Below are 24,997 nucleotides of genomic sequence, written 5' to 3'. Positions count from 1 at the left end.
CGCATGGCCAGCGCACACATCGACACCTTCGCCCGCGACCGATTGCCGCCCGTCGCAATGCAGCCGGAATTCCTTTTCGAGCTGCCCGAGCTGCAGTTCCCCGAGCGCCTCAACTGCGGGGCCGAACTGCTCGACCGGGCCATCGCCCGGGGCTGGGGCGACCGGCTCTGCGTGCGGGGCGCCGGCCTGCGCTGGACCTATGCCGACCTGCTGGCGCACGCCAACCGCATCGCCCATGTGCTGGTGGGCGACATGGGCCTGGTGCCCGGCAACCGCGTGCTGCTGCGCGCCCCCAACACGCCCATGCTCGCGGCCTGCTGGTTCGCGGTGATGAAGGCGGGCGGCATCGCGGTGGCCACCATGCCGCTGCTGCGCGCCAAGGAACTTGTGGCCATCATCGACAAGGGGCAGGTCAGCCATGCGCTCTGCGACCTGCGGCTGGCCGACGAGCTGCAGGCCGCCGCCCGGGCCTGCCCGGTGCTGCGGCAGGTGCGCTGCTTCAACGACCCGTCGCCCCAGGGGCTGGAGGCCGCGATGGCGGCGCGGCCCGCCACCTTCGACAACATCGATACCGCCGCGGACGACACCTGCATCCTGGCCTTCACCTCCGGCACCACCGGCGTGCCCAAGGCCACCATGCACTTCCACCGCGACGTCATGGCCATCTGCGCCTGCTGGCCGGGCCACGTGCTGCGGCCCTCGGCCGACGACGTCTTCATCGGCAGCCCGCCCATGGCCTTCACCTTCGGGCTGGGCGGGCTGCTGCTCTTTCCGATGGCCGTGGGCGCATCGACCGTGCTGCTGGAAAAGGCATCGCCCGCCCAATTGCTGGAGGGCATCCGCGACTATGGCGCCACCGTGCTGTTCACCGCGCCCACCTCGTACCGCACGCTGGCGGCCCACGGCGACGCGATCCGCGCCAGCACGCTCAGGCGGTGCGTGTCGGCAGGCGAGGCGCTGCCCGCCGCCACGCGGGCGCTCTGGAAGCAGGCCACCGGCATCGAGCTCATCGACGGCATCGGCGCCACCGAACTGCTGCACATCTTCATCTCGGCCGACGAATCGCGCGCGCGGCCGGGCGCCACCGGCACGGCGGTGCCCGGCTACCGCGCCCGCGTGGTCGACGCCGAGGGCCGGCCGGTGCCGCCCGGCACCGTGGGCCGGCTGGCCGTGCAGGGCCCCACCGGCTGCCGCTACCTGGACGATGCCCGCCAGGCGCAGTACGTGCAGAACGGCTGGAACCTGACGGGCGACGCCTACCTGATGGACGAGGGCGGCTACTTCCACTACCAGTCGCGCACCGACGACATGATCGTCTCGGCCGGCTACAACATCGCCGCGCCCGAGGTGGAAGAGGCGCTGCTGCAGCACCCGGCGGTGGCCGAATGCGGCGTGATCGGCGTGCCCGACGAGGAGCGGGGCCAGATCGTCAAGGCCTTCGTGGTGCTGCGGCCCGGCCATGCCGAGGGGCCCGAGATGGCCCGCACGCTGCAGGAATTCGTCAAGCAGACGGTGGCTCCGTACAAATACCCACGCGCAGTCGCCTTCGCGAGCTCCCTGCCGCGCACCGAAACAGGCAAACTCCAGCGGTTCCGCCTGGGCCAGGCCGATGCCGCCGGCATCGCCGGCGCGGGCACCGACCCCCGCGAAGCCACCCCCTCCACCGACAGAAAGGTTGCCCCATGAAAGCCGTCTCCGCCGCCTCCCCGCTCAAGCCCCTGGCAGTGGCCGCGCTCGCCGCCCTGGCCTTCTCCGCCCAGGCCGCCGATGCGGTCAAGATCGGGCTGCTCAGCACCCTGTCCGGGCCGGGCGCGGGCCTCGGCATCGACATCCGCGACGGTTTCCAGCTCGCCGTCAAGCACGGCGGCGGCAAGCTCGGCGGCCTGCCCGCCGAGGTGGTGGTGGCCGACGACCAGCAGAGCCCCGACGTGGCCCGCCAGACGGCCGACCGCCTGATCAAGCGCGACAAGGTCGATTTCATGACCGGCGTAGTGTTCTCCAACGTCATGCTGGCGGTGGGCGCGCCCACCTTCGCCTCCAAAACGTTCTACATCAGCGCCAACGCCGGCCCGTCGCAGTACGCGGGCGAGCAGTGCAACCCGTATTTCTTCAGCGCCAGCTACCAGAACGACAACCTGCACGAAGCCGTCGGCAAGACCGTGCAGGACAAGGGCTTCAAGCGCGTCGCGCTGCTGGCGCCCAACTACCCCGCCGGAAAGGACGCGCTGGCCGGCTTCAAGCGCTTCTACAAGGGCGAGGTGCTGATGGAAAGCTACACGCCCCTGAACCAGCTGGACTACGGCGCCGAGATCGCCAAGATGCGCGCGGCCAAGCCCGACGCGGTCTACATCTTCCTGCCGGGCGGCCTGGGCATCAACTTCATCAAGCAGTTCGTGGGTTCGGGCCTGTCCAAGGACATGACCCTCTTCGGCCCCGGCTTCTCGGCCGACGAGGACGTCATCAAGGCGGTGGGCGAACCCATGCTCGGCATGTTCAACAGCTCCCTCTGGGCGCACGACCTGGACAACGCCGCCAACAAGAAGTTCGTGGCCGACTTCCAGAAGGAATACGGCCGCCTGCCCACGCTGTACGCGGCGCAGGGCTACGACGCAGCGCGGCTGATCGACGGCGCGGTGCGCGACGTCAAGGGCAACCTGGCCGACAAGGCGGCGGTGCGCCGTGCGCTGGAGGCCGCGCGCTTCGACTCGGTGCGCGGGCCGTTCAAGTTCAACACCAACCATTTCCCGATCCAGGACTACTACCTGCGCGTCATCACCAAGGACCCGCAGGGCCGCGTCACCAACCGCACGCTGGGCACCGTGTTCAAGAGCCACGCGGACGCCTACGTCGGCAGCTGCAAGATGCCGGCGGCATGAGCGGGGCAGCCATCCGCGCCGATGCCGTGATCGGGGACAGGCCATGACCGGGGTGCTGGTGCTGGAGCAGTCCCTGAACGGGCTGCAGTTTGGGCTGATGCTGTTCCTGCTGGCGGCTGGCCTCACGCTGGTGTTCGGCATCATGGACATGATCAACCTGGCGCACGGCTCGCTCTACATGGTGGGCGCCTACCTCATCGCCACGGCGGCGGCGGCCACCGGCTCGTTCTGGATCGGCCTCGCCGCCGGCGTGGTGGGCACGGCGCTGATCGGCATGCTGCTGGAGGTCACGGTGCTGCGCCGGCTCTACCAGCGCGACCATCTCTCACAGGTGCTGGGCACCTTCGCCCTGCTGCTGATGGCCAACGAGGGGGTGCGCATGCTCTGGGGCGCGCAGCCCATCGCGCTCAATCCGCCGGCCAGCCTGGCCGGCCCGGTGGAGCTGCTGCCCGGCTTCTTCTACCCGGCCTACCGGCTGCTCATCATCGGCGTGGGCCTGGGCGTGGCGCTGCTGCTCTACGTGCTGGTCACGCGCACGCGGCTGGGCATGCAGGTGCGCGCGGGCGCATCGAACCGCGAGATGGCCCTGGCCATGGGCACCAACGTGCGGCGCCTGTTCACGGCGGTGTTCGGCCTGGGCGCGGCGCTGTGCGCGGTGGCGGGCGGCATGCTGGGCCCGCTGCTGGCGGTGCAGGTGGGCATGGGGGAAAGCATCCTGATCCTGGCCTTCGTGGTGATCGTGATCGGCGGCATCGGCTCCATCCGCGGCGCGCTGTTCGGCGCCCTGCTGGTGGGCGTGGTCGACACCGCCGGCCGTGCGCTGATCCCGCTGGCCTTCGGCCACTGGCTGGGACCGGAAGCCGCCAGCGGCGCCGGCCCTGCGGTGGCGTCGATGCTGATCTACCTCCTGATGGCCGCGGTGCTGTTCTGGAAGCCGCGCGGGCTGTTCCCGGCGCATGGCTGACGCAACGGCCGAAGGACTCCACTGCATGCAACCCGCTTCTGCTTCCTCCCGCTCGCCGCAGGCGATGTCGCCGCGCGAGGGGCCGCCCGGCCTCCTCGACCATGCGCTGCACCTGCGCTGGACGCTGCCGCTGCTGGCCGTGCTGGCCGCGCTGCCGCTGGTGGCCTCCGCGCTCGGCGAGGCGTTCTACGTGGGGCTCGCCACGCGCATCCTGATCTTCGCGCTGGCCGCCACCAGCCTGAACCTGATCCTGGGCTTCGGCGGCATGGTCAGCTTCGGCCACGCGGCCTTCATCGGCATCGGCGCGTATGCGGTGGGCATCCTGATGCAGCAGGGAGTGGTGTCGGCCTGGATCGCCTGGCCCGCCGCCGTGCTCGCCAGCGCCCTCTTCGCGCTGGTGGTGGGCGCCATCAGCCTGCGCACACGGGGCGTGTACTTCATCATGATCACGCTGGCCTTCGCGCAGATGCTGTTCTACCTGATGGTGTCGGTCAAGGCCTGGGGCGGCGAAGACGGCCTCAGCCTGGCCGGCCGCTCGGTGCTGGGCGGGGGCTTCGACTTGGGCGACGACACCCGCTTCTATTACGTGGTGCTGGTGCTCTTCGTGCTGGCCTTCCTCGTGATCCAGCGGCTGCTCAACGCCCGCTTCGGCCACGTGCTGCAGGCCATCCGCGAGAACGAGACCCGCATGCTCGCCATCGGCTTTCCGGTCTATCGCTACCAGCTCGCGGCCTTCACGCTGGCCGGGGGGCTGGCCGGCCTGGCCGGCGCGCTGCTGGCCAACCAGTCGAGCTTCGTCAGCCCCTCGCTGCTGCAGTGGAACCAGTCGGGCCTGCTGATGGTGATGGTGATCCTCGGCGGAGTGGGGCACCTCTGGGGCGGCTTCATCGGTGCGGTGGTGTTCCTGCTGCTGGAGGAGGTGCTGGCTGCCTACACCATCCACTGGCAGTTCGTCCTGGGGGCCGTGCTGCTGCTGGTGGTGCTGGCCGCGCCGCGCGGGCTGGCCGGCCTGCTGCGGCGGGAGAGGCGCGCATGAGCGTCCAGCCCCTTCACGCGGACACCGCGGCTCCGCTGCTGCATGTGGATGGCCTGGTCAAGCGCTTCGGCGGCCTCGTCGCCACCGACCACGCCGAGCTGCGCGTGCAGCCCGGTGAGCTGCATGCGCTGATCGGCCCCAACGGGGCGGGCAAGACCACGCTGATCCACCAGATCTCGGGCGCGCTCGCGCCCGACGAAGGCCGCATCGTCTTCGGCGGCGACGACATCACCCGCCGGGCCATGCCCGAGCGCGTGTTGCGCGGCCTGGCCCGCTCCTACCAGATCACCAGCATCTTCAAGCGCCTCTCGGTGCTGGACAACGTGGCCCTGGCCGTGCAGGCGCGGCAGGGCAGCAGCATGCGCTTCTGGCAGGCCGCCCGCGCCGAGCGCGCGCGCTACGCGGAAGCGGCGGCGGTGGTCGAGCGGGTGGGCCTGGGCGCGCAGATGCACGCGCTGGCCGGCGCGCTGGCGCATGGCGAGCAGCGGCAGCTGGAGGTGGGCCTGGCGCTGGCCACCGCGCCCCGCCTGCTGCTGCTGGACGAGCCCATGGCGGGCATGGGGCCGGACGAATCGGAGCGCATGGTGGCGCTGCTGCAGTCGCTGCGCGGCAGCACCACGCTGCTGCTGGTCGAGCACGACATGGACGCCGTGTTCCGCCTGGCCGACCGCATCTCGGTGCTGGTGTTCGGCCGCGTCATCGCCTGCGGCACGCCGGCCGAGATCCGCAACCACCCCGACGTGCGGCGCGCCTATCTGGGCGACGAGCTGTCCGAGGAGCACCCGGCATGACGACGACTTCCTCTGCCGCACGGCCCACCGAACGGCCTGCGCTGCTCGAAGTGGACGACCTGCAGACCGCCTACGGCAGCAGCCAGGTGCTGTTCGGCGTGGGCCTGCGCATCGACGCGGGCGACGTCGCCACGCTGCTGGGCCGCAACGGCATGGGCAAGACGACGACGGTGCGGTCGCTGCTCGGCCTGGTGCGGTCGCGGGGCGGCACCGTACGCTTCCGGGGCGAGCGCATCGAGCGGCTGGAGCCCGACCGCATCGCGCGCATGGGCCTGGCCGTGGTGCCCGAGGGCCGGCAGATCTTTCCGAACCTTTCCGTGTCAGAGAACCTGCGCGCCTTCGCGGGCAACCGCAACCACTCGCCCGACCCCTGGACGCTGGAGCGGGTCTACGACCTCTTCCCGAGGCTCGCCGAACGGTCGCGCAACATGGGCAACCAGCTGTCGGGCGGCGAGCAGCAGATGCTGGCCATCGGCCGGGCGCTGATGACCAACCCCTACCTGCTGGTGCTGGACGAAGCCACCGAGGGCCTGGCCCCGCTGGTGCGCGAAGAGATCTGGCACTGCCTGGCGCAGCTGCGCGCGCAGGGCCAGAGCATCCTGGTCATCGACAAGTACGTGCAGCGGCTCATCCAGCTGGCCGACCGGCACACCATCATGCAGCGCGGCCGCGTGGTCTGGCAGGGCGACTCAAAGGCGCTGGCCGCGGACCCCGGCCTCTGGCAGCAATACATCGGCGTATGAACACCTCGACCTTCCTCATGGCCTCCACCGAACCTTCCGCCCCGTCCCCATCGCCCGTGGTCTTCGAGCGGCCGCTGCGCATCCGCTTCGCCCACTGCGATCCGGCCGGCATCGTGTTCTTTCCGCAATACCTGGTCATGCTCAACGGCCTGGTCGAGGACTGGTTCAACGACTGCCTGGGCGTGTCGTACTCCGGCCTGCTCGGGCCGCGCCGCATCGGCATGCCCATCGTCCGGCTGGAGTGCGAGTTCCGCGCCGTCAGCCGCATGGGCGACGACGTGACGCTGGGCCTGGCCGTGGAGCGTGTGGGCAACAGCTCCCTCACCCTGGCGCTGCACTGCCGGGCGGGGGAGGAGGAGCGCATGCGGTCCCGCCAGGTGCTGGTGGCCACCGACCTGAAGACCCACAAGGCGCGGGCCCTGCCCGACGACGTGCGGGACGCGCTGGCGCGGCTGCCGCGCTGACGCACCGAGGCGCCGCCTCCCCCGCTTTCCACCGATCTTCCGGAGACCTTGCATGCAGACTCTTCTTCCTCCCGGCTGGCCCCGCCCACGCGGCTATGCCAACGGCGTCGCGGCACGTGGCCGCATGGTGTTCGTCGCCGGCATGATCGGCTGGGACGCCGAGGGCCTCTTCCACACCGACGATCTGGCGGGCCAGGTGCGGCAGGCGCTGCAGAACGTGGTGGCCGTGCTGGCCGAAGGTGGCGCCCGGCCCGAGCACATCGTGCGCATGACCTGGTACGTGACCGACCGCAAGGCCTACGTGGCGGCCTATCCCGAGATCGGGAAGGCCTTCCGCGAGATCATCGGGAGCTTCAATGCCGCGATGACGGCCGTGGAGGTGGCGGGCCTGATCGAGGACCGCGCCCAGGTCGAGATCGAAGTCACCGCCGTCGTGCCGGACTGAAAGCAAGCGGGCATGGCGACGCTCTACCGCGACTTCACGACCCAGGAGCAGATCGACGCGCAGTACGACACCGCCTTGCCGGTGGCGGACCGCGCCGCGGAGATGCGGCACTTCGCGGACCGCAGCGCCCTGGCGCGGGCCACATTGCGCTGCACGCTGGATGTGCCCTACGGCCCCACGCGGGCCGAGACGCTGGACATCTTCCCGGCACAGGCCCCGGGCGCGCCGGTCTTCGTGTTCATCCACGGCGGCTATTGGCGGGCGCTGTCGTCCAAGGAATTCAGCTGCGTGGCGCTCGGGCTGGTGCGGCGCGGCATCACCGTTGTGGTGCCCGACTACGCCCTGTGCCCGGCCGTCGCCATCGACGAGATCGTGCGGCAGATGCGCGCTGCCTGCGCCTGGGTGCTGCGCCACGTCGGCGAACACGGCGGCGACCCGCAGCGCGTGGCCGTGGGCGGCAGCTCGGCGGGCGGACATCTGGCGGCCATGTGCCTGCAGACCGAGTGGCAGCGCGACTACGGCCTGCCGCAAGACCCGTTCCGCGCCGCGGTGATGGCCAGCGGCCTCTACGACCTGGCGCCCCTGCGCCACAGCTACCTGCAGCCGAAGATCCAGCTCACCGAGGGCACCGTGCGCCGCTGCTCGCCCGTACTGCATGTGCGTCCTTGCGCCACGCCCGTGCTGCTGACCTGGGGCGGGCTCGAGCAGGCGGAATTCGCCCGCCAGAGCCTGGCCTGGCGCGACGCGTGGTGCGGCGCGGGCAACCGGGCCGAACTGCTGGAGCAGCCCCGGGCCCACCATTTCAGCGCCATCCACGGCTTCGAAGAGCCGGACAGCCCGATGTGCGACTGGCTGGCTGCGGCACTGCATGAGGTGGGCTGACGGCAGGCGCGTCCGCCCGCCGACAGACCCTCGCCTGCGCTTCCTACACCGCCGCGGCGACCTTGCGGCGACCATCTGGGCTCCACTCAACGAGGACCCCTCCCATGCGCAAGATGATTCTGATGGCCGTCGCCGGCTTCCTCTGGAAGAAATTCCAGGCCAAGCGCACCGGAACGCCCACGGCGGCCGGTTACCGCCACCGCTGAGTCGCCGCGGTCCGCAGATGCGGACCACGCCTCTCTCTATCTCGAGAACCCCTGGGGGCCCATGGCCGCCAGGGGTTTCTTGTTGCTGCCGTCGGGTGGGGGAGGGTCGGGGGCCGCGCCAACACCCACGCGCCCCGCGGGCTTTGGTCGCACTCCCCATGCCGCGCCCACGCGCTGTTCAGCCCGCCACCTACAGCGGCGGTCGGCAAGTTGCGTGAGGCTGCCAGCCAGTGGTGCGCCCTGCGCCTGCTACCCCACGAGTCGCGGCGCACGACCGCGACCACAACAACGGACGCCCCATGGATCCAAACGCCCCCTTCCCGCTGTCGCGCCGCGACCTGCTCATCGCCGGCGCCACGTCGGCCGCCGCCACGGCGGTGCCTGCCACGGCCCATTCCCAAACCAAGCCCCCCACCATGACTGCTGCTGCCGCACCCCTGTCCGTCCGCTTGAGCGTCAACGGCGCTCCTCGCCAACTCGAGGTGGATCCCCGCACGACGCTGCTGGATGCGCTGCGCGAGAACATGCACCTGACCGGGACCAAGAAGGGTTGCGACCACGGCCAGTGCGGTGCCTGCACCGTGCTGGTGAACGGCCGGCGCGTCGTGTCGTGCCTCAGCCTCGCGGTGATGAACGAGGGGGCCAACGTGACCACCATCGAAGGCCTCGGAACGCCCCAGGCGCCGCATGCCCTGCAGACCGCCTTCGTCAAGCACGACGGTTACCAGTGCGGCTACTGCACGCCCGGGCAGATCTGCTCCGCCGTGGGGGTGATCGACGAGATCAAGCGGGGCTCGCCCAGCCATGTCACCGCCGACCTGACCGCCCAGCCGATGCTGTCGGCCGAGGAACTGCGCGAGCGCATGAGCGGCAACCTGTGCCGCTGCGGCGCCTATTCCAACATCGTCGATGCCATCACCGAAGTGGCGGGGGCCAAGGCATGAAATCCTTCACCTATGAACGCGTGACATCGCCGGCCCAGGCCGCCGCGGCCGTGGCGGCCAAGCCCGGCGCCAAGTTCGTCGCGGGCGGCACCAACCTGCTCGACCTGATGAAGTTGCAGATCGAGACCCCCACCCACCTGGTGGACGTGAACGGCATCGGCCTGGACACCGTCGAGGCCACGCCCCAGGGCGGGCTTCGCATCGGCGCGCTGGTGCGCAACAGCGACCTGGCGGCGCACCCCACGGTGCGGCGCGACTACGGCGTGCTGTCGCGCGCGCTGCTGGCCGGCGCTTCGGGCCAGCTGCGCAACATGGCCACCACGGCCGGCAACCTGCTGCAGCGCACCCGCTGCCCGTATTTCTACGACACCAACATGCCGTGCAACAAGCGCCAGCCCGGCAGCGGCTGCTCGGCCATCGGTGGCTACAGCCGGCAGCTGGCGGTGATCGGCAGCAGCGACGCCTGCATCGCCACCCATCCCAGCGACATGGCGGTGGCCATGCGCGTGCTGGACGCCACGGTGGAAACCGTGCGCGCCGACGGCGTCACCCGCGTCATCCCGATCGCCGACTTCCATCGCCTGCCCGAGGCCACGCCGCACATCGAGACCCAGCTGCAGCCCGGCGAGCTCATCACCTCCGTCACGCTGCCCGCGCCGGTCGGCGGCACGCATGTCTACCGCAAGGTGCGCGACCGTGCCTCGTATGCCTTCGCACTGGTGTCCGTCGCGGCCATCGTGCAGCCGGGCGGCGTCGGCCGCGTGGCCGTGGGTGGCGTGGCCCACAAGCCCTGGCGGGTGGAGGCAGCCGAGGTCGAGATGCCCCAAGGCGCCAGGGCCGTCGCCAGCCGTCTCTTCGCCGGTGCCCGCCCCACGCCCGAGAACGCTTTCAAACTGCCACTGGCCGAGCGCACGCTGGCCGCCGCGCTGAACCAGGCCAGGAGCTAGAAGTCCATGAAATTCGACACCCCCGCAAGCACCAACCCAATCGACCAGTTGAAGGTCGTCGGCCAGCCGGTGGACCGCATCGACGGCCTGCTCAAGACCACCGGCACCGCGCCCTATGCCTATGAACGGCACGACGTGGTCTCCAACCCGGCCTATGGCTACGTCGTAGGTTCCGCCATCGCCAAGGGCCGCATCCGCCGCATCGACGGGGCCGAGGCCCGCAAGGCGCCCGGCGTGATCGCCATCGTGACGGCCGAAACCGCCGGCAAGCTGGGCCAGGGCAAGATGAACACCGCCCCGCTGCTGGCAGGCCCGCAGGTGGACCATTACCACCAGGCCGTGGCGCTGGTGGTGGCCGAAAGCTTCGAGCAGGCGCGTGCCGCTGCCCAGCTGCTGCGCGTGGACTACGAAACGGCGCCTGGCAACTACGACCTGGCCAAGGCCAAGGACTCCGCCACCAAGCCCAGCGACATCAACGGCGACGCGCCCGACACCGCGGTGGGCGACTTCGCCGGCGCCTTCGCGGCCGCCCCGGTGCAGCTGGACGCCACCTACACCACCCCCGACCAGTCGCACGCGATGATGGAGCCGCACGCCACCATCGCCGCCTGGAAGGGCGACGAACTCACGGTGTGGACCTCCAACCAGATGATCGCCTGGGGCCAGGGCGAGCTGGCCAAGACGCTGGGCATTCCGAAGGACAAGGTGCGGCTGGTGTCGCCCTTCATCGGCGGCGGCTTCGGCGGCAAGCTGTTCCTGCGCGCCGACGCGCTGATGGCGGCGCTGGGCGCCCGAGCGGCCCAGCGTCCCGTCAAGGTCACGCTGCAGCGTCCGCTGATGTTCAACAACACCACGCACCGGCCGGCGACCATCCAGCGCGTGCGCATCGGTGCGGACAAGGAAGGCAAGATCCTCGCCATCGGCCATGAATGCTGGTCGGGCGACCTGCCCAAGGGCCAGGCCGATGCGGCGGTGGACCAGACCCGGCGCCTCTATGCCGGCGCCCACCGCATGACGGCCACCCGCCTCGCCGAGCTGCATCTGCCCGAAGGCAACGCGATGCGCGCGCCGGGCGAGGCCACCGGCCACATGGCGCTGGAAGTGGCCATGGACGAGCTGGCCGAGAAGCTGGGCATGGACCCGGTGGAGCTGCGCATCCGCAACGACACGCAGGTGGTGCCCGACACGACCGGCGAGAAGTCGTCGTCCGGCGACAAGGAAGAAGGCGGCAAGCGCCCGGAAAAGCGCTTTTCGCAGCGCCAGTTGGTGCAGTGCCTGCGCCTGGGCGCCGAGCGCTTCGGCTGGGACCAGCGCAAGGCGCAACCCGCGCAGACCCGCGACGGCCGGTGGCTGGTGGGCCTGGGCGTGGCGGCGGCCTACCGCGCCGCGCCGGTGATGAAGTCCGGCGCCCGCGTGCGGCTCGACGGGCGGAGCATCGTGACCGTCGAGACCGATATGACCGACATCGGCACCGGCACCTACACCATCATCGCCCAGACCGCCGCCGAGATGATGGGCGTGCCGCTCGAGCGCGTGGTCGTGCGCCTGGGGGATTCGAAGTTCCCAGTGTCCGCCGGCTCCGGCGGGCAGTGGGGCGCTGCCAGCTCGACCTCCGGCGTCTACGCCGCCTGCGTGAAGCTGCGCGAAGCGGTGGCCCAGAAGCTGGGCCTCGACGCCGCGACTGCCCGCTTCGAGGGCGGCCAGGTGCTGGCGGGCGGGCGCAGCATGCCTCTGGCCGAGGCGGCACGCGGCGCCGATCTGACGGCCGAGGACAGCATCGAATTCGGCGACAACACCAAGAAGACCCAGCAGTCGACCTTCGGCGCGCATTTCGTCGAGGTGGCGGTGGACGCCTTCACGGCCGAGGTGCGCGTGCGCCGCATGCTGGCCGTGTGCGCGGCGGGCCGCATCCTCAACCCCAAGTCGGCGCGCAGCCAGGTGATCGGCGCGATGACCATGGGCGTGGGCGGCGCGCTGATGGAAGAGCTGGCGGTGGACACGCGCCGGGGCTTCTTCGTCAACCACGACCTGGCGGGCTACGAGGTGCCGGTGCATGCCGACATCCCGCACCAGGAGGTGATCTTCCTGGACGAGGTGGACCCGCTGGCGTCGCCGATGAAGGCCAAGGGCGTGGGTGAGCTGGGCATCTGCGGCGTGAGCGCGGCGCTGGCCAACGCCATCTACAACGCCACCGGCGTGCGCGTGCGCGACTACCCCGTCACGCTCGACAAGCTCATCGAAGGCCTGCCGCTCGCGGCGTGACGCCGGCGTGCGCGCGGATTGCATGAACGCAGCAGAAGAGAGGCATCGCCATGGATGATCTGAACAGCCGTGTCCTGCGCACCGCCAGCGCATGGGTGGCCGCCGGCACGCAGGCCGCGCTGGTGACCGTGGTGCGCACCTGGGGGTCCGCGCCGCGCCCGCCGGGCTCGCTCATGGCCATCAATGCGCAGGGCGAGACCGTGGGATCGGTCTCCGGTGGCTGCATCGAGGACGACCTGATCGCCGACATCCGCGAGGGCGGGCTGGACACGGTCTGCGCCGGCGGGCTGCCCGCCGTGCTGCGCTACGGCATCTCGGCCGACCAGGCACACCGCTTCGGGCTGCCCTGCGGCGGCACCATGGAGCTGGTGGTCGAGCCGCTGTCGGAGCAGAGCCGGCTGGCCGACCTGCTGCAGGCCTGCGAACGCCGCCGCCCCACCGAGCGCATCCTTGAACTGGCCACCGGCCTGGTCAGGCTGCGGCCCGCCGCGCGCGACGGGGTGCCCGTGCTGGAAGGCGCCCGGCTGCGCAGCAGCTTCGGCCCGCCTGCCCGCATCATCGTGATCGGAGCGGGCGATCTCTCGGCCTTCCTGTGCCAGATCGCGCTGGGCCTGGGCTTCGAGGCCATCGTGTGCGACCCCCGCGCCGAGCACCGCGCCACCTGGTGCGTGCCCGGCGTGGAGGTCAGCCACGAGATGCCGGACGACCTGATCCTGCGCCTGCAGCCGGACGAGCGCACCGCCGTGGTGGCGCTGACGCACGACCCCAAGCTCGACGATCTGGCGCTGATCGACGCACTGCAGTCCAAGGCCTTCTACGTGGGTGCCATCGGCTCGCGGCGCAATGCCGCCACGCGGTCGCAGCGGCTGCAGCAGCACTTCGGCCTGTCGGCGGCCGACCTGGCGGCCCTGCACTCGCCCGCCGGCCTCTACATCGGCAGCAAGACACCGGCCGAGATCGCCCTGTCGATCATGGCGGAGGTGGTGGCCGCCAAGAACGGCGTGCTGGTGCCGCAGCAGGCGAAGGTCGCCACCGCCAAGCAGCTCAGGGAGGAAGGCGCCGCCACGGCGCTGTCGACCGGCCTGCTCGCGCCGACGTGCGCGGTGTGAGTCCTTCGGACACGCGGCACCCCCGTGCACCCTGCGTGAGCGTGCTGGCCGCTGGCCTGGGCAGCCGCATGGGCGGCTGCGCCAAGCCGGCGATCGCCGTAGGCGGGGCCACTGTCCTGGAGCGGCTGACGACCGCGTTTCGCTCCGCGGGTTGCGAGCAGGTCAGCGTGGTGCTGGGGCCTTACCGGGACGCGATGCTGGCGCTGGCGGACCGGTGCCAGGCCCGCCCGGTGGTGCACACGCTGCCCGAGCCGACCCTGGCGGATTCGCAGCGCCTGGCCATCGATGACCACGTGTCTGCGCATGCGGGGAGCGACCTGATGCTGGTGGTGGGCGACCTGCCGCTGCTCGCCACGCCGCACGTGCGGGCGCTGCGTGCGGCCTGGCAGGGCAGGCCGGCCCACATCGATGCGCTCATACCCACCGTGGAGGGCGTGCCGGGTCACCCGGTGATGCTGTCGTGGCGGGCGGTGTGCGCCATCCATGCGCTGCCGTCGCCCTTAAGCGTGCGCGACTGGATGGCCGCCGACACGGCCAGGCTGTGGCGCTGGCCCGGTGCCGACGCGGCATACGTCACCGACATCGACACGCCACAGGACCTGGAGCGTGCCAGGGCCGCCCTTGCGCCATCGGGACATGCCCGCACCGCCACGGCATTCGCATGGCGAGTGAATCAATAGTTCGGCCTCACAGCGGTTCCACGACGAAGCTCTCCATCGGCAGGTCGGCGGCGCGCCGGTCCTCGAAGCGCCGCGCCGTGTCCAGCGCCTCCGCGATGGTGACGTGCATGTCGATGTAGCGGTAGGTGCCCAGCCGGCCGACGAAGGTCACGCCGCGCTCCTGCCGCGCTCGCTCGACGTACCGGGCCAGCAGCGACTTTTCGTCGACCAGGCGAATGGGGTAGTAGGGCGTGTCCGCCCCTTCGCACAGGCGGCTGTACTCCTTGAAGATCACGGTGTCGGCATGCTGCTCCCACGGCGCGAAATGCTTGTGCTCCGAAATCCGCGTCCAGGGCACCGATTCGTCGCAGTAGTTGATCACCGCGTTGCCCTGGTAGTCGCCCGCGTGATCTTCCCGCACGAAGTCCAGAGTGCGGTAGCCCAGGCGCCCTTCGTCGTAGCCGAACCAGGCGTCGATGGGCCCGCTGCAAAAGACGTGGTCGTAGCGCGATGCGTCCGGCCGGTGAAAAGGCGTTCCCAGGTGCACCGACACGCCCGGCACGTCGAGCAGGTTCTGCACGATCGCGGTGTAGCCGTCCTTAGGAATGCCCTGGTAGTGGCTCGCGTAGTAGTTGTCGTCGTAGTTGAACCGCACCGGCAGCCGCTTCAGGATGCTGGCCGGCAGCGCCGAGGGTGGCATGCCCCACTGCTTGGTGGTGTAGCCGGCGAAGAAGGCGCCGTAGAGCTCGCGTCCCATCAGGCGCAGCGCCTGTTCCTCGAAGTTCTGCGGCTCGCCCTCGCCAGGCTCGCCGATCCGTGCGAAGAAGGCTTCGGCCTCGCGCGGGGAGAAGGTCTCGCCGAAGAACTGGTTGATCGTCAGCAGGTTGAGCGGCAGCGAGAACACCCGCCCGCCGGTGATGGCCTTCACCCGGTTCACGAAGGGCACGAATTCGCCGAAGCGGCGGATATAGTCCCACACCACCTGATTGCTGGTGTGGAAGATGTGGGGGCCATAGGTGTGCAGCATCACGCCGCTGGCCTCGTCGCGCGCCGTGTGGCAGTTGCCGCCGACGTGCGGGCGCGTGTCGAAGACGTCCACCGCGTGGCCGGCTCGGCCCAGCTCCTGGGCCAGCACGGCGCCGGAGAACCCCGCGCCGACGATGGCGATGCGCGAGGCGCGCCCCGTCTTCGCGGGGGTGCCGGGGGTGGCGGGGGCGGCGCTCATGTGGCGGAGACCGCTTCTTCGGCCGGGGTGGCCTGCAGCGAGCGCAGGTGGTCCATCGCTTCGGCGGCGTCGCCCAGGCGCTCCAGCAGCTGCTGCATGGCGGCGGCCGTCAGGTCCCACGAGGTGGCGGCCACCTTGGCCCGGGCCTTGCGCTGGAAGTCAGCCCGCTCCTGCTCGCTCCAGCCCAGGATGCGCCCGCACGCGGCGATGAACTCGCCGTGGGAACGAGCGATGGGCACCACGCCGGCATAGTGCTGGCGCACGTCGTGGATGTCGGTGCTCACCGCGGGCTTGCCCGCGGCCAGGTATTCGAGCGTCTTGGTCGGGCTGATGAAGCGCGTGGACGCATTGAGCGCGAACGGCATCAGGCACACGTCCCAGCCGGACAGGAAGGCCGGCAGCTCGTCGTAGCGGCGCTGGCCCATCCAGTGCAGGTTGGGCCGCTGGGGCAGGGTGGCGGGGTCGATCTTCACGACCGGGCCGACCATCACCCACTGCCAGTCGGGATGCGCATCGGCGGCGGTCGCCATCAGCGCCAGGTCGAGCCGCTCGTCGATCACGCCGTAGTACCCCAGCCGTGGCCGCGCCAGCCCGGCCTGGTCGGGATGGTCCGGCACGCCGGTCTGGCCGAAGTGGGCGTGGTCGACGCTGCTCGGAAAGCAGTGCACGTCGCCATGCCGGCTGCGCTTGGATTCGTAGAGGCTGCGGCCGCCGGTGAAGACCAGGTCCACCGAGCGCAGCAGGGCCTCTTCCCGCGCCAGCAGCTCCTTGGGCGCGAAGTCGAACGCCGAGAGTTCGTCCATGCAGTCGTACACCGATCCGCGCGGCGTCAGCTCCTCGGCCAGCGGCAGGGCCATCGGGGTATAGAACCACAGCAGGTAGTCGTGGATGTCCTGCTCCAGCAGATGGCTCAGCAGCAGGGTGCGCATGCCTTCCATGTGCTGCGCGTCGAAGCCGTGGGCGGTGCCGGGCATGTGCATGCGCAGCACCTCCACGCCGGCGCAGGGGCTGTAGCGCTCCAGCCAGGGCCGGTCGGCGCCGGGCAGGGGCTCTTCGACGAACAGCACAGGGTACCTGGCCGCCAGGCGCGAGAGCAGCTGCTGCGGGCGCTGATAGACGAAGTCCCAACGGAGATGCGAGAAAACGATCAGGTGGGTCATGGGAGTCTCCGGTGAGGGGTGAAGGGAATCGGTGTGGGCCATGGGCGCGGGCAGGTGGCGCTGCCAATGCCTCAGCCGGTCGGCGTAGGGGGCGCAGAGGCGCCGGTCCATCCCGCCCGAACGGGCGTCCGGCAGGTCCCACAGGCCGCTGTGGTGCCAGTGCTGCGGGTCCTGCCAGTCCGGTCGGTCGATGAGCGGGTAGAGGCACATGCCCAGCAGCGGAATGCCGCGCGCCCTGCAGGCGGCAGCCTCGGCCGCGACGTGGTCGAGCCAGTCGGCACGGCCCACGCCGACATGGCCCGTCTCCGACAGGCACAGCGGCCGCCCGTACCGTTGCCACATCTCGGCGATCAGCTGCGACGGCCGGCGCCTGCGGGCGTCGTTCAGGTGCCAGTGCAGCCGTGCATGGCTGCCGTGTTCCCACTGGTTGTTGTGGTAGTAGTTCAGGCCGATCAGGTCGAGGTAGCGCGGCGCGCCGCCCAGCTCGGGCGCCGCACGGCCGCACAGCATGTCCCACGCCTCGAACTGGCCGGCATGCTCCTGCGTGGCCCGGGCGCAGGCCCCTGGCCCCGCGCCGCGCGGCGGCTCCACGTGCATCACCGGGTCGGTGTGCAGCAGGCGAGCGCCGGGCGCCACGCTCCACACCGCGTCGGCTCCTCGCAGCGCGGCGCGCACCAGCAGGCGCTTGAAGGCCTGGGCGCGATGCGGGTCCGCGCTCGGGGTGTGGGGCCAGACCAGGCCGGTGCGGGTGGCCGCCCAGGCCAGGAACGAAATCTCGTTGACCGGCTGGTACACCGGCGCCGGGCCGGGAATGCCCTGCAGGGTCTCGGCCACGCGCCGGCAGTGGGCCGCGAAGGCATCGACGAACGCATCGGGCCGCTCGAACGGGTCGAGCCCGTCGGGCCAGCCGTAGTGCATCAGCGTCCAGACCACCTGCAGACCATGGGCTGCGGCCAGATGGGCCTGCCGGGCCAGTGCCCGGAATCCTTCAGCGCCGGCCTGGTCGATCAACCGCCAACCGATGCTTTCCCGGACCACGCGGATGCCGAGCGGGCCGAGCGCTGCATAGTCGTCCGCCAGCCGTGCGCTGTGCCCATTGCGCAGGTTGGCATCCAGCGGCACGCCCCAGCCGTTGACGTGGTCGGCCCCTTCGTAGCCGCCCATCCAGAAGCCCTGGAACGGACTGGGCTCGTGCGGAGCGCCGGTGGGTGGTTGCCCGGCCGGCCGGCGTGCCGCCGGCGGAAAAGATGCGCGGCGCAGCACGGGCATGGGGGGTGGGGATGAAGGGTCCGCGCAGGGCGGACGGGTTGAAGGGTTCCGGCAGGCTGCATCGCGCCGCCTGGCCACCAGCCTGCGCCCGGGCCTGTGCCGGGACGTAGGTGGAGATGCCGCATCAGGCTAGGAGCGGGCGCTGCTTGTCGCACGCCGTGCTGCGGCACGGTCTTTAGCGGCCCGCCTGGTCATCCGGCGGGATGCAGAACCGTGTCAGGCCGTGGCCACGGCCAGCGGCCGTGCGGCTTCCAGCTTGGGATCGTTGGCCGCCGTGCGGCGCGGTGCGCGGCGCTTGACCGCGAGCCGGACGAAGTCGGGGTGGAAGCAGCGCCGGCTGCCATCGGCGAAGGCCACGGTCACCGACTGGCCATCCGCTGCCGCCACGGTGCCCTCACCGTACTTCTTCACGCGTACCACGGCACCGATTTCGAATCGAGTGGGTGCGGGCGGCGCGGTCGGCAGCCCGGTGCGGCGGGCTGCTGTCGCCGTCGCCGTGGCCACCGGGCTGAGCTGCGGGGCCGCTGCGGGCGAGGGCGCCGCGCCCCGGCCCGGCACGGGCGTGCCGGCGCGAGAAGCGGGCACACGCGCCGCGTCGCCCCGGCGCGCCGGAAGCGGCTGGACGGCGGCGGTTTGCCGGCCATCGGCCATGCGGTCCTGCGCCGCCTGCGCCTGGGCCATGCGCACGCAGTTGTCGCACGCGCCGCAGGCCTCGGCGTCCTCGATCTGGTTCATGGTGCCCAGCAGCACCTGCCAGCGGCAGCGGCCGGTCTGCGCATAAAACACCATGTGCTCCAGCCCGTCGTGGTCCAGCGTGCGCTTTTGCACGTAGTCTTCCACCAGGGCGCCGAGCGCATCTTCGTTCAGCCCGTTGCGCTGCAGCTTGACGTGCCCCTGCGCGCTCTGCACGGCGATGCGGCGGCGGCGCAGCAGGCCCAGCGCCACCTGCAGCTTGGCGCGCGGGCGGTCCAGCACGCGCTGCAGGCTGTCCAGGTCCCAGGCCGTGGCATCGCCGGGGGGCGGGTCCTGCAGCGCCTCGTACAGTGCCGACAGGTCTTCCAGCGTGGGGTAGCGGCCCGCCAGGAAGAACTGCTGCACGGCCTTGTCCTTGCGCAGGAAGAGCAGGGTGCAGTCGGCCGGCTGGCCGTCGCGGCCGGCGCGGCCGGCCTCCTGGTAATAGGCGTCCAGCCCGCCGGGCATCTGATAGTGCACGACGAAGCGCACGTCCTGCTTGTCGATGCCCAGGCCGAAGGCATTGGTGGCCACCATCACGCGGGTGTCGCCGCGCATGAAGCGGTCCTGCGCCTCGCTACGCTCGGCGGAGGGCATGCGGCCGTGATAGAGCCCCACGGACTCGCCCTTGCCGGCCAGCAGGCCATGCACTTCTTCAGCGGCTTTCACGGTGGCGGCATAGACGATGCCGGAGCCGGTGGCCTCGCGCACCGTGCGCAGCAGGGCGTCGCGCTTCTCGGGCTCGGTGGCCAGCTGCACGGCGTGAAAGCGCAGGTTGGGCCGGTAGGTGCCCGTGTCCAGCAGCCCTGCGGCGGGAATGCCCAGCTGGCGGCGGATGTCCTGCGCGACGGCGCCGGCCGCCGTGGCGGTCAGTGCCAGCACGGGCGGCTTGCCCAGGCGCGGCAGGGCGTGGGCGATGTCGAGGAAGGCGGGGCGGAAGTCGTGGCCCCACTGGGAAATGCAATGCGCCTCGTCCACCACCAGCAGGCCCACGGGGCCGCTTTCCGACAGCAGCGTCATGAAGTCGGCATCGGCCAGCCGCTCGGGCGTGGTGAGGATGATGCGCGCGCTGCCGTCGCGGATGGCGGCTTCGGCCGCCTGGGTCTCGGCGCTGGACAGTGCGCTGTGCAGCTGCACGGCGGCCACGCCGCACTCGCGCAGCGAGTCGCACTGGTCGCGCATCAGCGCGATCAGCGGCGACACGACCACCGTGCGGCCGGGCATCAGCAATGCGGGCAGCTGGTAGCACAGCGACTTGCCGGCGCCGGTAGGCATCACGGCCAGGGTGTTCTCGCCGCGCAGCACGCGCTCGATCACCTCGCGCTGGCCGGATCGCAGGGCGCGCAGACCGAACACGTCCTTGAGCACGGCCTGGATGCGCGCCTGCCCGGGGATGCGGGGGCGGGTAGGGCTTTGGGGCGCCGACGTGGAAGAACGGGGCGTGCGGTGGCTGCGAGCAGCTGTGGAAGCAGGCATGGTGTGTGGTGCATCGAGGCCGCACGGTGTGCCGCCATGGAGTGAATGTCCCGGCACCGAGTGGGCGCCCGCGTGGGACGGTGCTTACGCAGCCTGTCGTCCCCGGGCGCCAAGGTCGGCCCTACAACGCCGTACGGCCGGTCAACGAACGCATTCGAGCAGCTGGGCGTTGAAGGCCGGCAGGTCGTCGGGCTTGCGGCTGCTTACCCAGCGGCCGTCCACCACCACCTCCTGGTCGACCCAGGTCGCGCCGGCGTTGCGCAGGTCGGTGGCGAGGCTCGGCCAGCTGGTCAGCTTGCGGCCCTGCACCAAGCCCGCGTCGATCAGCAGCCAGGCGCCGTGGCAGATCACGGCAATGGGCTTGCCGGCCTCGTCGAAGGCCCGCACGAAGGCCTGGGCCTGCTCGTCGGTGCGCAGCGTGTCGGCGTTGAGCACACCGCCCGGCAGCACCAGCACGTCGAAATCCTCGGCGCGGGCCTGGGCCAGCGGCAGGTCGACCGGAAAGCTGTCGGCCTTCTCGTCATGGTTGAAGCCCTGCACGCTGCCGTCCTTGGGCGAGACGATGCGCGGCTCGGCGCCGGCCTGGCGCAGCGCATCGCGCGGGCTGGTGAGCTCGACCTGCTCGAAGCCGTCGGTGACCAGCATGGCCACCCTGCGGCAGGGTTGGGAAGACACAGCGGATGCATTCATTGCAATACTCCTTGAAGGATAGGTAACTGCCCGGGGGCAGGAGAAAGACAGCCCGGAATGCTCGCCATGCCCGGCGCCGTGGGCGGTAGGAGAACGGCCTGCCCGCCCGTCGCCCGCGCCGCCCTTTGCTGCCCGTTGCTGCCCGCAAAAGCCCCGGTGGCGCATCCGTAGGCTTCGGCTGACAACGGGGTGCGGCGTCGCCCGCCGGGCGGCCTTCGGACGCCCTTCTACATTTCCCTCCATGCAAGCGCAGACGGCACTGTTCACTACGTACACGGCATTGGTTCGTGAGGTCAGGCAGGGTGCTTCGGAGCGCTGCTCCCCATTCGCTGCGATGTGCTTTTGGCGGTGACCGCCATGGCACAAGGAAGCGGCTCCACCTCCGGCGACCTCGTCGTCGCTCGCCCCCAGGGCTTGTATTGCACGGCCGGCGATTTCTACATCGACCCCTGGCGTCCGGTGGACCGCGCCGTCATCACCCACGGCCATTCCGACCATGCCCGCATGGGCCACGTCCACTATCTGGCGCACACCGACAGCGAAGGCACACTGCGGCAGCGCCTGGGGGCCGACATCCAGCTGCAGACGCTGCCCTATGGCGAGGTGATCGAACACCACGGCGTCAAGCTGTCGCTGCATCCGGCGGGCCACGTGCTGGGTTCCGCGCAGGTGCGGCTGGAGCACGGCGGCCGGGTCTGGGTGGCCTCCGGCGACTACAAGACCGAAGCCGATGGCACCTGCGCACCCTTCGAGCCGGTGCGCTGCGACACCTTCATCACGGAATCCACGTTCGGCCTGCCGATCTACCGCTGGCCCACCCAGCCGGTGCTGTTCGCCGACATCAACGCCTGGTGGCGCGCCAACGCGGCCGACGGGCGCCCGTCCGTGCTGCTCTGCTATGCCTTCGGCAAGGCTCAGCGCATCCTCCACGGGGTGGATCGCAGCATCGGGCCGATCGTGGTGCATGGCGCCGTGGAGCCCCTCAACGAGGTCTACCGCGCCGCCGGCGTGGATCTGCCGGAGACCCTGCGCGCCACCGATCCGCGCGTGACGCCCTCCCTGTTGAAGACGGCCCTGGTGCTGGCGCCGCCCTCGGCCCAGGGCACGCCCTGGATGCGCCGCTTCCCCCGCCATTCCGACGCCTTTGCCAGCGGCTGGATGCAGCTGCGCGGCACGCGCCGCCGGCGCGGCGTGGACCGGGGCTTCATCATGTCCGACCATGCCGACTGGCCCGGGCTGCAGTCGGCCATCGGCGCGACCGGCGCGGAGCGCATCTTCGTCACCCACGGCAGCGTGGCCGTGCTGGTGCGGTGGCTGCGTGAGCAGGGGCTGGACGGCCAGTCGTTCCACACCGAGTACGGCGACGAGGACGATCAGCCGGACGCGGCGCAGCACCCCGCCAGCGGCTCGACTACGGCAGCTGCGGAGGGCGCCGCAGGCGACGCCGAGCCGAAGTCGGCGCAGGAGCCGGCCGGCGCATGAAGGACTTTGCGGCGCTCTACCGCGCGCTCGACTCCAGCACCTCCAACCTGGCCAAGCAGGCGACACTGCGCGCCTATCTGGAAGCCGCCGCGCCCGAAGACGCCGCCTGGGCCGTGTATTTCCTGGCCGGCGGCAAGCCGCGCCAGCTGGTGCCCTCCAAGCTGCTGCGCAGCTTCGCGCGCGAGGCCGCGGGCCTGCCGGAATGGCTGTTCGACGAAAGCTACGACGCCGTGGGCGATCTGGCCGAGACCATTTCGCTGCTGCTGCCTGCGCCCCTGCAGACCCACGAGCTGGGCCTGGCCGAGTGGATGGAGCACCACCTCCTGCCGCTGCGCGGCCAGCCGCCCGAGGTGCTGGAGCCCACCCTGCGCGAGCAGTGGAGCGCCCTGGCGCAGGACGAGCGGCTGGTGTACTTCAAGCTCATCACCGGCGCCTTCCGCGTCGGCGTGTCGCGCCTGCAGGTCACCCAGGCGCTGGCGGCGGTGAGCGGGGTGGACGCCAAGCGCGTGGCGCAGCGGCTGATGGGCTACACGCACATCGGCGCACGCCCCGGCGCTGCCGACTACCTGCGGCTGGTGGCGGCCGCCGACGCGGCGGGCGACGAAGCCGCCGAGGGCGAGGTGCGCGGCCATCCGTATCCCTTCTTCCTGGCGCACCCGCTGCAGTTGCCGGTGGAGCAGTTCGACGCCGTGCTCGGCGCGCCGGACCGCTGGCAGGTCGAGTGGAAGTGGGACGGCATCCGCGCCCAGCTGGTGCGCCGCGCGGCGGCCGACGGCTCCGCCGCCGGCACGTGGCTCTGGTCGCGGGGCGAGGAGCTGGTGAGCGACCGCTTTCCCGAGCTGCAGGCTCTTGGCGACCAACTGCCGCCGGGCACGGTGATCGACGGCGAGATCGTCGTCTGGCGCGCGGCCGAGGGCGACACACCGGCTCGCGTGCGCCCCTTCGCCGACCTGCAGAAACGCATCGGCCGCAAGACGCTGGGCCCGAAGCTGCTGCGCGACCTGCCGGTGGTGCTGCTGGCCTACGACCTGCTGGAAGAGTGCGGGCAGGACCTGCGCGCGCTGCCGCAGCACGAGCGCCGCGCCCGGCTGGACGCGCTCGTCGCCCGCCACCCGCACCCCGCGCTGATCGCCAGCCCCGTGCTGCAGGGCAGCAGCTGGGCCGCGCTGGCCGAGCAGCGCAGCGAGGCCCGCGCCCTGGGCGTGGAGGGCATGATGCTCAAGGCCCGCGATGCGCAATACGGCGTGGGCCGCACCAAGGACGTGGGCACCTGGTGGAAGTGGAAGATCGACCCGCTCTCGGTCGATGCCGTGCTGATCTACGCGCAGCGCGGCCACGGCCGCCGCGCCACGCTCTACAGCGACTACACCTTCGCCGTGTGGAACGCCGAGCCCGGCGTGCCGGAGCGCCAGCTGGTGCCCTTCGCCAAGGCCTACTCGGGCCTGACCGATGCCGAGATGGCGCGGGTGGACGCCATCATCCGCCGCACCACGGTGGAGACCTTCGGCCCCGTGCGCAGCGTGCGGCCCACGCTGGTGTTCGAGCTGGGCTTCGAGGGCATCGCCCGCAGCAGCCGGCACAAGAGCGGCATCGCCGTGCGCTTTCCGCGCATGCTGCGCTGGCGGGAAGACAAGCCGGTGGAAGAGGCGGATTCGCTGGGCACCCTGGCCATGCTGCTGCCGGCGGCGGATGGCTGATGCTATCTAAATGATAGCTGCAGGCGCTTATGAATCAAGCGCTGGAGGGTGATTTGACCTGAATTTTTCGGTCGGAACGGCAGCCAGCGTCAGCCCGCGGCCTCCGGCGGGCGGTCGTTCTCGATCCACACCTTGGTCGCGTCGCCCACGCGCGAGAGCTGCATGTGGTACTCGTACCGCTCGGGGTGGTAGAGCCCGGTCAGGAACTGCACCGGCCGGCCGGCCGCATCGACCGCCACCCGGGCCACGCGCAGCAGCGGCACCCCCGGCGCCACGCGCAGGGCCGCCGCCACGTGCAGGTCGGCGAGCGCCGCGCCCAGGGTCTGCTCGGCCGACACCACCTGCACGCCCGACTGCTCCAGCGCGACCAGCATGGGCACGTCCTGCAAGGTGGGCTTTTCCACCGCCGTGGCCAGGTCGGGAGGCAGGAACACCTCGGTGTACGCGATGGGCTGGCCCTTGAACTTGCGCACCCGCACCACCTTCAGCACCGGGCTGCCCGCCGGCAGCTGCAAGGCCTGGGCGACGTGCGAGGGCGCCGGCAGCAGCCGGTGCTCCAGCACCGTCACGCGCGTGCGCCGGCCCATGTTGACGATGTTGTCCAGCAGGCCGCCGCGCAGCCGCAGGTGCGCGGGCAACTCGTCCTGCGCCGCCGGCAGCGTGCCCTTGCCGCGCAGCCGCACCACCAGGCCTTCTTCTTCCAGCCGCGCCAGGGCCGATCGGATGGTGACGCGGGCCACGCCGAACTCCTCGGCCAGCTGGCGTTCGCCCGGCAGCGGCAGGCCGCGTTCGTACTGGCCGGACTTGAGCCGTTCGCGCAGGATGAGCCGCACCTGGTGGAAGCGCGGCAGGGCGGACGAGGGGGAGAGGTCGGGCGGCTCGGTCATTGCAGCCACTGTAGGAGCCCGGTCGGCCGAGGGCAAGGCGCCGGCCCGGCC

21 protein-coding genes are annotated in these 24,997 nt (G+C 71.1%); 16 read left to right on the top strand and 5 right to left on the bottom strand.

From position 1 onward, the window contains the following. Positions 1-3: 3 nt before the first annotated feature. From ABWV53_RS12745 to ABWV53_RS12680, 14 genes are all read left to right on the top strand, one after another. On the top strand, positions 4-1,686 hold the full coding sequence (locus tag ABWV53_RS12745; protein ID WP_353366395.1) for an AMP-binding protein: 1,683 nt from the start codon (positions 4-6) through the stop codon (positions 1,684-1,686). Further along, complete coding sequence (locus tag ABWV53_RS12740) at positions 1,683-2,876, top strand: ABC transporter substrate-binding protein (RefSeq protein ID WP_353366393.1); 1,194 nt, start codon at positions 1,683-1,685, stop codon at positions 2,874-2,876. The genes ABWV53_RS12745 and ABWV53_RS12740 overlap by 4 nt, the downstream gene beginning before the upstream one ends. A gap of 43 nt (positions 2,877-2,919) precedes the next feature. Continuing rightward, the gene (locus ABWV53_RS12735) at positions 2,920-3,840 is read left to right on the top strand and encodes a branched-chain amino acid ABC transporter permease (protein WP_353366391.1); all 921 of its coding nucleotides are present in this window, start codon (positions 2,920-2,922) and stop codon (positions 3,838-3,840) included. A gap of 64 nt (positions 3,841-3,904) precedes the next feature. Next, positions 3,905-4,876: a branched-chain amino acid ABC transporter permease gene (locus tag ABWV53_RS12730; RefSeq protein ID WP_353366716.1), complete on the top strand. Its 972-nt coding sequence runs from the start codon at positions 3,905-3,907 to the stop codon at positions 4,874-4,876. Then, a complete protein-coding gene (locus ABWV53_RS12725) occupies positions 4,873-5,667 on the top strand; it encodes an ABC transporter ATP-binding protein (RefSeq protein WP_353366389.1) in 795 nt (264 codons plus the stop codon). The genes ABWV53_RS12730 and ABWV53_RS12725 overlap by 4 nt, the downstream gene beginning before the upstream one ends. Beyond that, the gene (locus ABWV53_RS12720) at positions 5,664-6,410 is read left to right on the top strand and encodes an ABC transporter ATP-binding protein (RefSeq protein ID WP_353366387.1); all 747 of its coding nucleotides are present in this window, start codon (positions 5,664-5,666) and stop codon (positions 6,408-6,410) included. The genes ABWV53_RS12725 and ABWV53_RS12720 overlap by 4 nt, the downstream gene beginning before the upstream one ends. Before the next feature lie 17 nt (positions 6,411-6,427). Next, positions 6,428-6,874 (top strand): acyl-CoA thioesterase, encoded by a 447-nt coding sequence (locus ABWV53_RS12715; RefSeq protein WP_353366715.1) that lies wholly within the window; start codon positions 6,428-6,430, stop codon positions 6,872-6,874. Positions 6,875-6,926: 52 nt separating this feature from the next. Further along, complete coding sequence (locus tag ABWV53_RS12710; RefSeq protein WP_353366385.1) at positions 6,927-7,319, top strand: RidA family protein; 393 nt, start codon at positions 6,927-6,929, stop codon at positions 7,317-7,319. 12 nt (positions 7,320-7,331) lie between these two features. Beyond that, positions 7,332-8,201, top strand: a complete 870-nt coding sequence (locus ABWV53_RS12705) for an alpha/beta hydrolase (protein WP_353366383.1) — start codon at positions 7,332-7,334, stop codon at positions 8,199-8,201. 505 nt (positions 8,202-8,706) lie between these two features. Beyond that, positions 8,707-9,351 (top strand): aldehyde dehydrogenase iron-sulfur subunit PaoA, encoded by a 645-nt coding sequence (gene paoA / locus ABWV53_RS12700; RefSeq protein ID WP_353366381.1) that lies wholly within the window; start codon positions 8,707-8,709, stop codon positions 9,349-9,351. Further along, the gene (locus tag ABWV53_RS12695; protein ID WP_353366379.1) at positions 9,348-10,298 is read left to right on the top strand and encodes an FAD binding domain-containing protein; all 951 of its coding nucleotides are present in this window, start codon (positions 9,348-9,350) and stop codon (positions 10,296-10,298) included. Before paoA ends, ABWV53_RS12695 begins: the two co-directional genes overlap by 4 nt. A gap of 6 nt (positions 10,299-10,304) precedes the next feature. Continuing rightward, on the top strand, positions 10,305-12,560 hold the full coding sequence (gene paoC, locus ABWV53_RS12690; RefSeq protein WP_353366377.1) for an aldehyde oxidoreductase molybdenum-binding subunit PaoC: 2,256 nt from the start codon (positions 10,305-10,307) through the stop codon (positions 12,558-12,560). A gap of 50 nt (positions 12,561-12,610) precedes the next feature. Next, the gene (locus ABWV53_RS12685; protein ID WP_353366375.1) at positions 12,611-13,669 is read left to right on the top strand and encodes an XdhC family protein; all 1,059 of its coding nucleotides are present in this window, start codon (positions 12,611-12,613) and stop codon (positions 13,667-13,669) included. Positions 13,670-13,704: 35 nt separating this feature from the next. Continuing rightward, positions 13,705-14,349, top strand: a complete 645-nt coding sequence (locus ABWV53_RS12680) for a nucleotidyltransferase family protein (RefSeq protein ID WP_353366373.1) — start codon at positions 13,705-13,707, stop codon at positions 14,347-14,349. Between the two features lie 7 nt (positions 14,350-14,356). Here the strand turns inward: ABWV53_RS12680 and ABWV53_RS12675 are convergent, their stop codons facing one another. The 4 genes from ABWV53_RS12675 to ABWV53_RS12660 form a co-directional block, all read right to left on the bottom strand. Next, entirely contained in the window at positions 14,357-15,553 is a 1,197-nt protein-coding gene (locus ABWV53_RS12675) for a UDP-galactopyranose/dTDP-fucopyranose mutase family protein (RefSeq protein WP_353366371.1), read from the bottom strand. Further along, the gene (locus tag ABWV53_RS12670) at positions 15,550-17,982 is read right to left on the bottom strand and encodes a glycosyltransferase (protein ID WP_353366369.1); all 2,433 of its coding nucleotides are present in this window, start codon (positions 17,980-17,982) and stop codon (positions 15,550-15,552) included. The genes ABWV53_RS12675 and ABWV53_RS12670 overlap by 4 nt, the downstream gene beginning before the upstream one ends. A 216-nt stretch (positions 17,983-18,198) precedes the next feature. Then, complete coding sequence (locus ABWV53_RS12665) at positions 18,199-20,190, bottom strand: RecQ family ATP-dependent DNA helicase (protein ID WP_353366367.1); 1,992 nt, start codon at positions 20,188-20,190, stop codon at positions 18,199-18,201. 141 nt (positions 20,191-20,331) lie between these two features. After that, positions 20,332-20,880, bottom strand: coding sequence for a type 1 glutamine amidotransferase domain-containing protein (locus ABWV53_RS12660; RefSeq protein ID WP_353366365.1), 549 nt, complete (start codon positions 20,878-20,880; stop codon positions 20,332-20,334). 357 nt (positions 20,881-21,237) lie between these two features. Here ABWV53_RS12660 and ABWV53_RS12655 point away from each other — a divergent pair, with 357 nt between their 5' ends. Then, positions 21,238-22,362: a ligase-associated DNA damage response exonuclease gene (locus tag ABWV53_RS12655; RefSeq protein WP_353366363.1), complete on the top strand. Its 1,125-nt coding sequence runs from the start codon at positions 21,238-21,240 to the stop codon at positions 22,360-22,362. After that, on the top strand, positions 22,359-24,059 hold the full coding sequence (locus ABWV53_RS12650; protein ID WP_353366361.1) for an ATP-dependent DNA ligase: 1,701 nt from the start codon (positions 22,359-22,361) through the stop codon (positions 24,057-24,059). Before ABWV53_RS12655 ends, ABWV53_RS12650 begins: the two co-directional genes overlap by 4 nt. 89 nt (positions 24,060-24,148) lie before the next feature. On the opposite strand, the gene ABWV53_RS12645 is transcribed toward ABWV53_RS12650, so the two are convergent. Continuing rightward, positions 24,149-24,946 carry a GntR family transcriptional regulator gene (locus ABWV53_RS12645; RefSeq protein WP_353366359.1) on the bottom strand — a complete coding sequence of 266 codons (798 nt, stop codon included), beginning with the start codon at positions 24,944-24,946 and terminating at the stop codon, positions 24,149-24,151. Positions 24,947-24,997: the final 51 nt, after the last annotated feature.

This window comes from Acidovorax sp. FG27, from assembly GCF_040365715.1.
GTDB lineage: Bacteria > Pseudomonadota > Gammaproteobacteria > Burkholderiales > Burkholderiaceae_C > Paracidovorax.
This window is presented reverse-complemented; position numbering and strand designations above follow the sequence as displayed.

Excerpts from the sequence above, each read along its gene's own strand:
- ABWV53_RS12675 (WP_353366371.1), bottom strand. The coding sequence starts at position 15,553 with ATGAGCGCCGCCCCCGCCACCCCCGGCACCCCCGCGAAGACGGGGCGC.
- ABWV53_RS12725 (WP_353366389.1), top strand. The coding sequence starts at position 4,873 with ATGAGCGTCCAGCCCCTTCACGCGGACACCGCGGCTCCGCTGCTGCAT.
- paoC (WP_353366377.1), top strand. The coding sequence starts at position 10,305 with ATGAAATTCGACACCCCCGCAAGCACCAACCCAATCGACCAGTTGAAG.
- ABWV53_RS12670 (WP_353366369.1), bottom strand. The coding sequence starts at position 17,982 with ATGCCCGTGCTGCGCCGCGCATCTTTTCCGCCGGCGGCACGCCGGCCG.
- ABWV53_RS12695 (WP_353366379.1), top strand. The coding sequence starts at position 9,348 with ATGAAATCCTTCACCTATGAACGCGTGACATCGCCGGCCCAGGCCGCC.
- ABWV53_RS12660 (WP_353366365.1), bottom strand. The coding sequence starts at position 20,880 with ATGAATGCATCCGCTGTGTCTTCCCAACCCTGCCGCAGGGTGGCCATG.
- ABWV53_RS12730 (WP_353366716.1), top strand. The coding sequence starts at position 3,905 with ATGTCGCCGCGCGAGGGGCCGCCCGGCCTCCTCGACCATGCGCTGCAC.
- ABWV53_RS12740 (WP_353366393.1), top strand. The coding sequence starts at position 1,683 with ATGAAAGCCGTCTCCGCCGCCTCCCCGCTCAAGCCCCTGGCAGTGGCC.
- ABWV53_RS12735 (WP_353366391.1), top strand. The coding sequence starts at position 2,920 with ATGACCGGGGTGCTGGTGCTGGAGCAGTCCCTGAACGGGCTGCAGTTT.
- ABWV53_RS12645 (WP_353366359.1), bottom strand. The coding sequence starts at position 24,946 with ATGACCGAGCCGCCCGACCTCTCCCCCTCGTCCGCCCTGCCGCGCTTC.
- ABWV53_RS12685 (WP_353366375.1), top strand. The coding sequence starts at position 12,611 with ATGGATGATCTGAACAGCCGTGTCCTGCGCACCGCCAGCGCATGGGTG.
- ABWV53_RS12715 (WP_353366715.1), top strand. The coding sequence starts at position 6,428 with ATGGCCTCCACCGAACCTTCCGCCCCGTCCCCATCGCCCGTGGTCTTC.
- ABWV53_RS12655 (WP_353366363.1), top strand. The coding sequence starts at position 21,238 with ATGGCACAAGGAAGCGGCTCCACCTCCGGCGACCTCGTCGTCGCTCGC.
- ABWV53_RS12705 (WP_353366383.1), top strand. The coding sequence starts at position 7,332 with ATGGCGACGCTCTACCGCGACTTCACGACCCAGGAGCAGATCGACGCG.
- ABWV53_RS12710 (WP_353366385.1), top strand. The coding sequence starts at position 6,927 with ATGCAGACTCTTCTTCCTCCCGGCTGGCCCCGCCCACGCGGCTATGCC.
- ABWV53_RS12665 (WP_353366367.1), bottom strand. The coding sequence starts at position 20,190 with ATGCCTGCTTCCACAGCTGCTCGCAGCCACCGCACGCCCCGTTCTTCC.
- ABWV53_RS12720 (WP_353366387.1), top strand. The coding sequence starts at position 5,664 with ATGACGACGACTTCCTCTGCCGCACGGCCCACCGAACGGCCTGCGCTG.
- ABWV53_RS12650 (WP_353366361.1), top strand. The coding sequence starts at position 22,359 with ATGAAGGACTTTGCGGCGCTCTACCGCGCGCTCGACTCCAGCACCTCC.
- ABWV53_RS12745 (WP_353366395.1), top strand. The coding sequence starts at position 4 with ATGGCCAGCGCACACATCGACACCTTCGCCCGCGACCGATTGCCGCCC.
- paoA (WP_353366381.1), top strand. The coding sequence starts at position 8,707 with ATGGATCCAAACGCCCCCTTCCCGCTGTCGCGCCGCGACCTGCTCATC.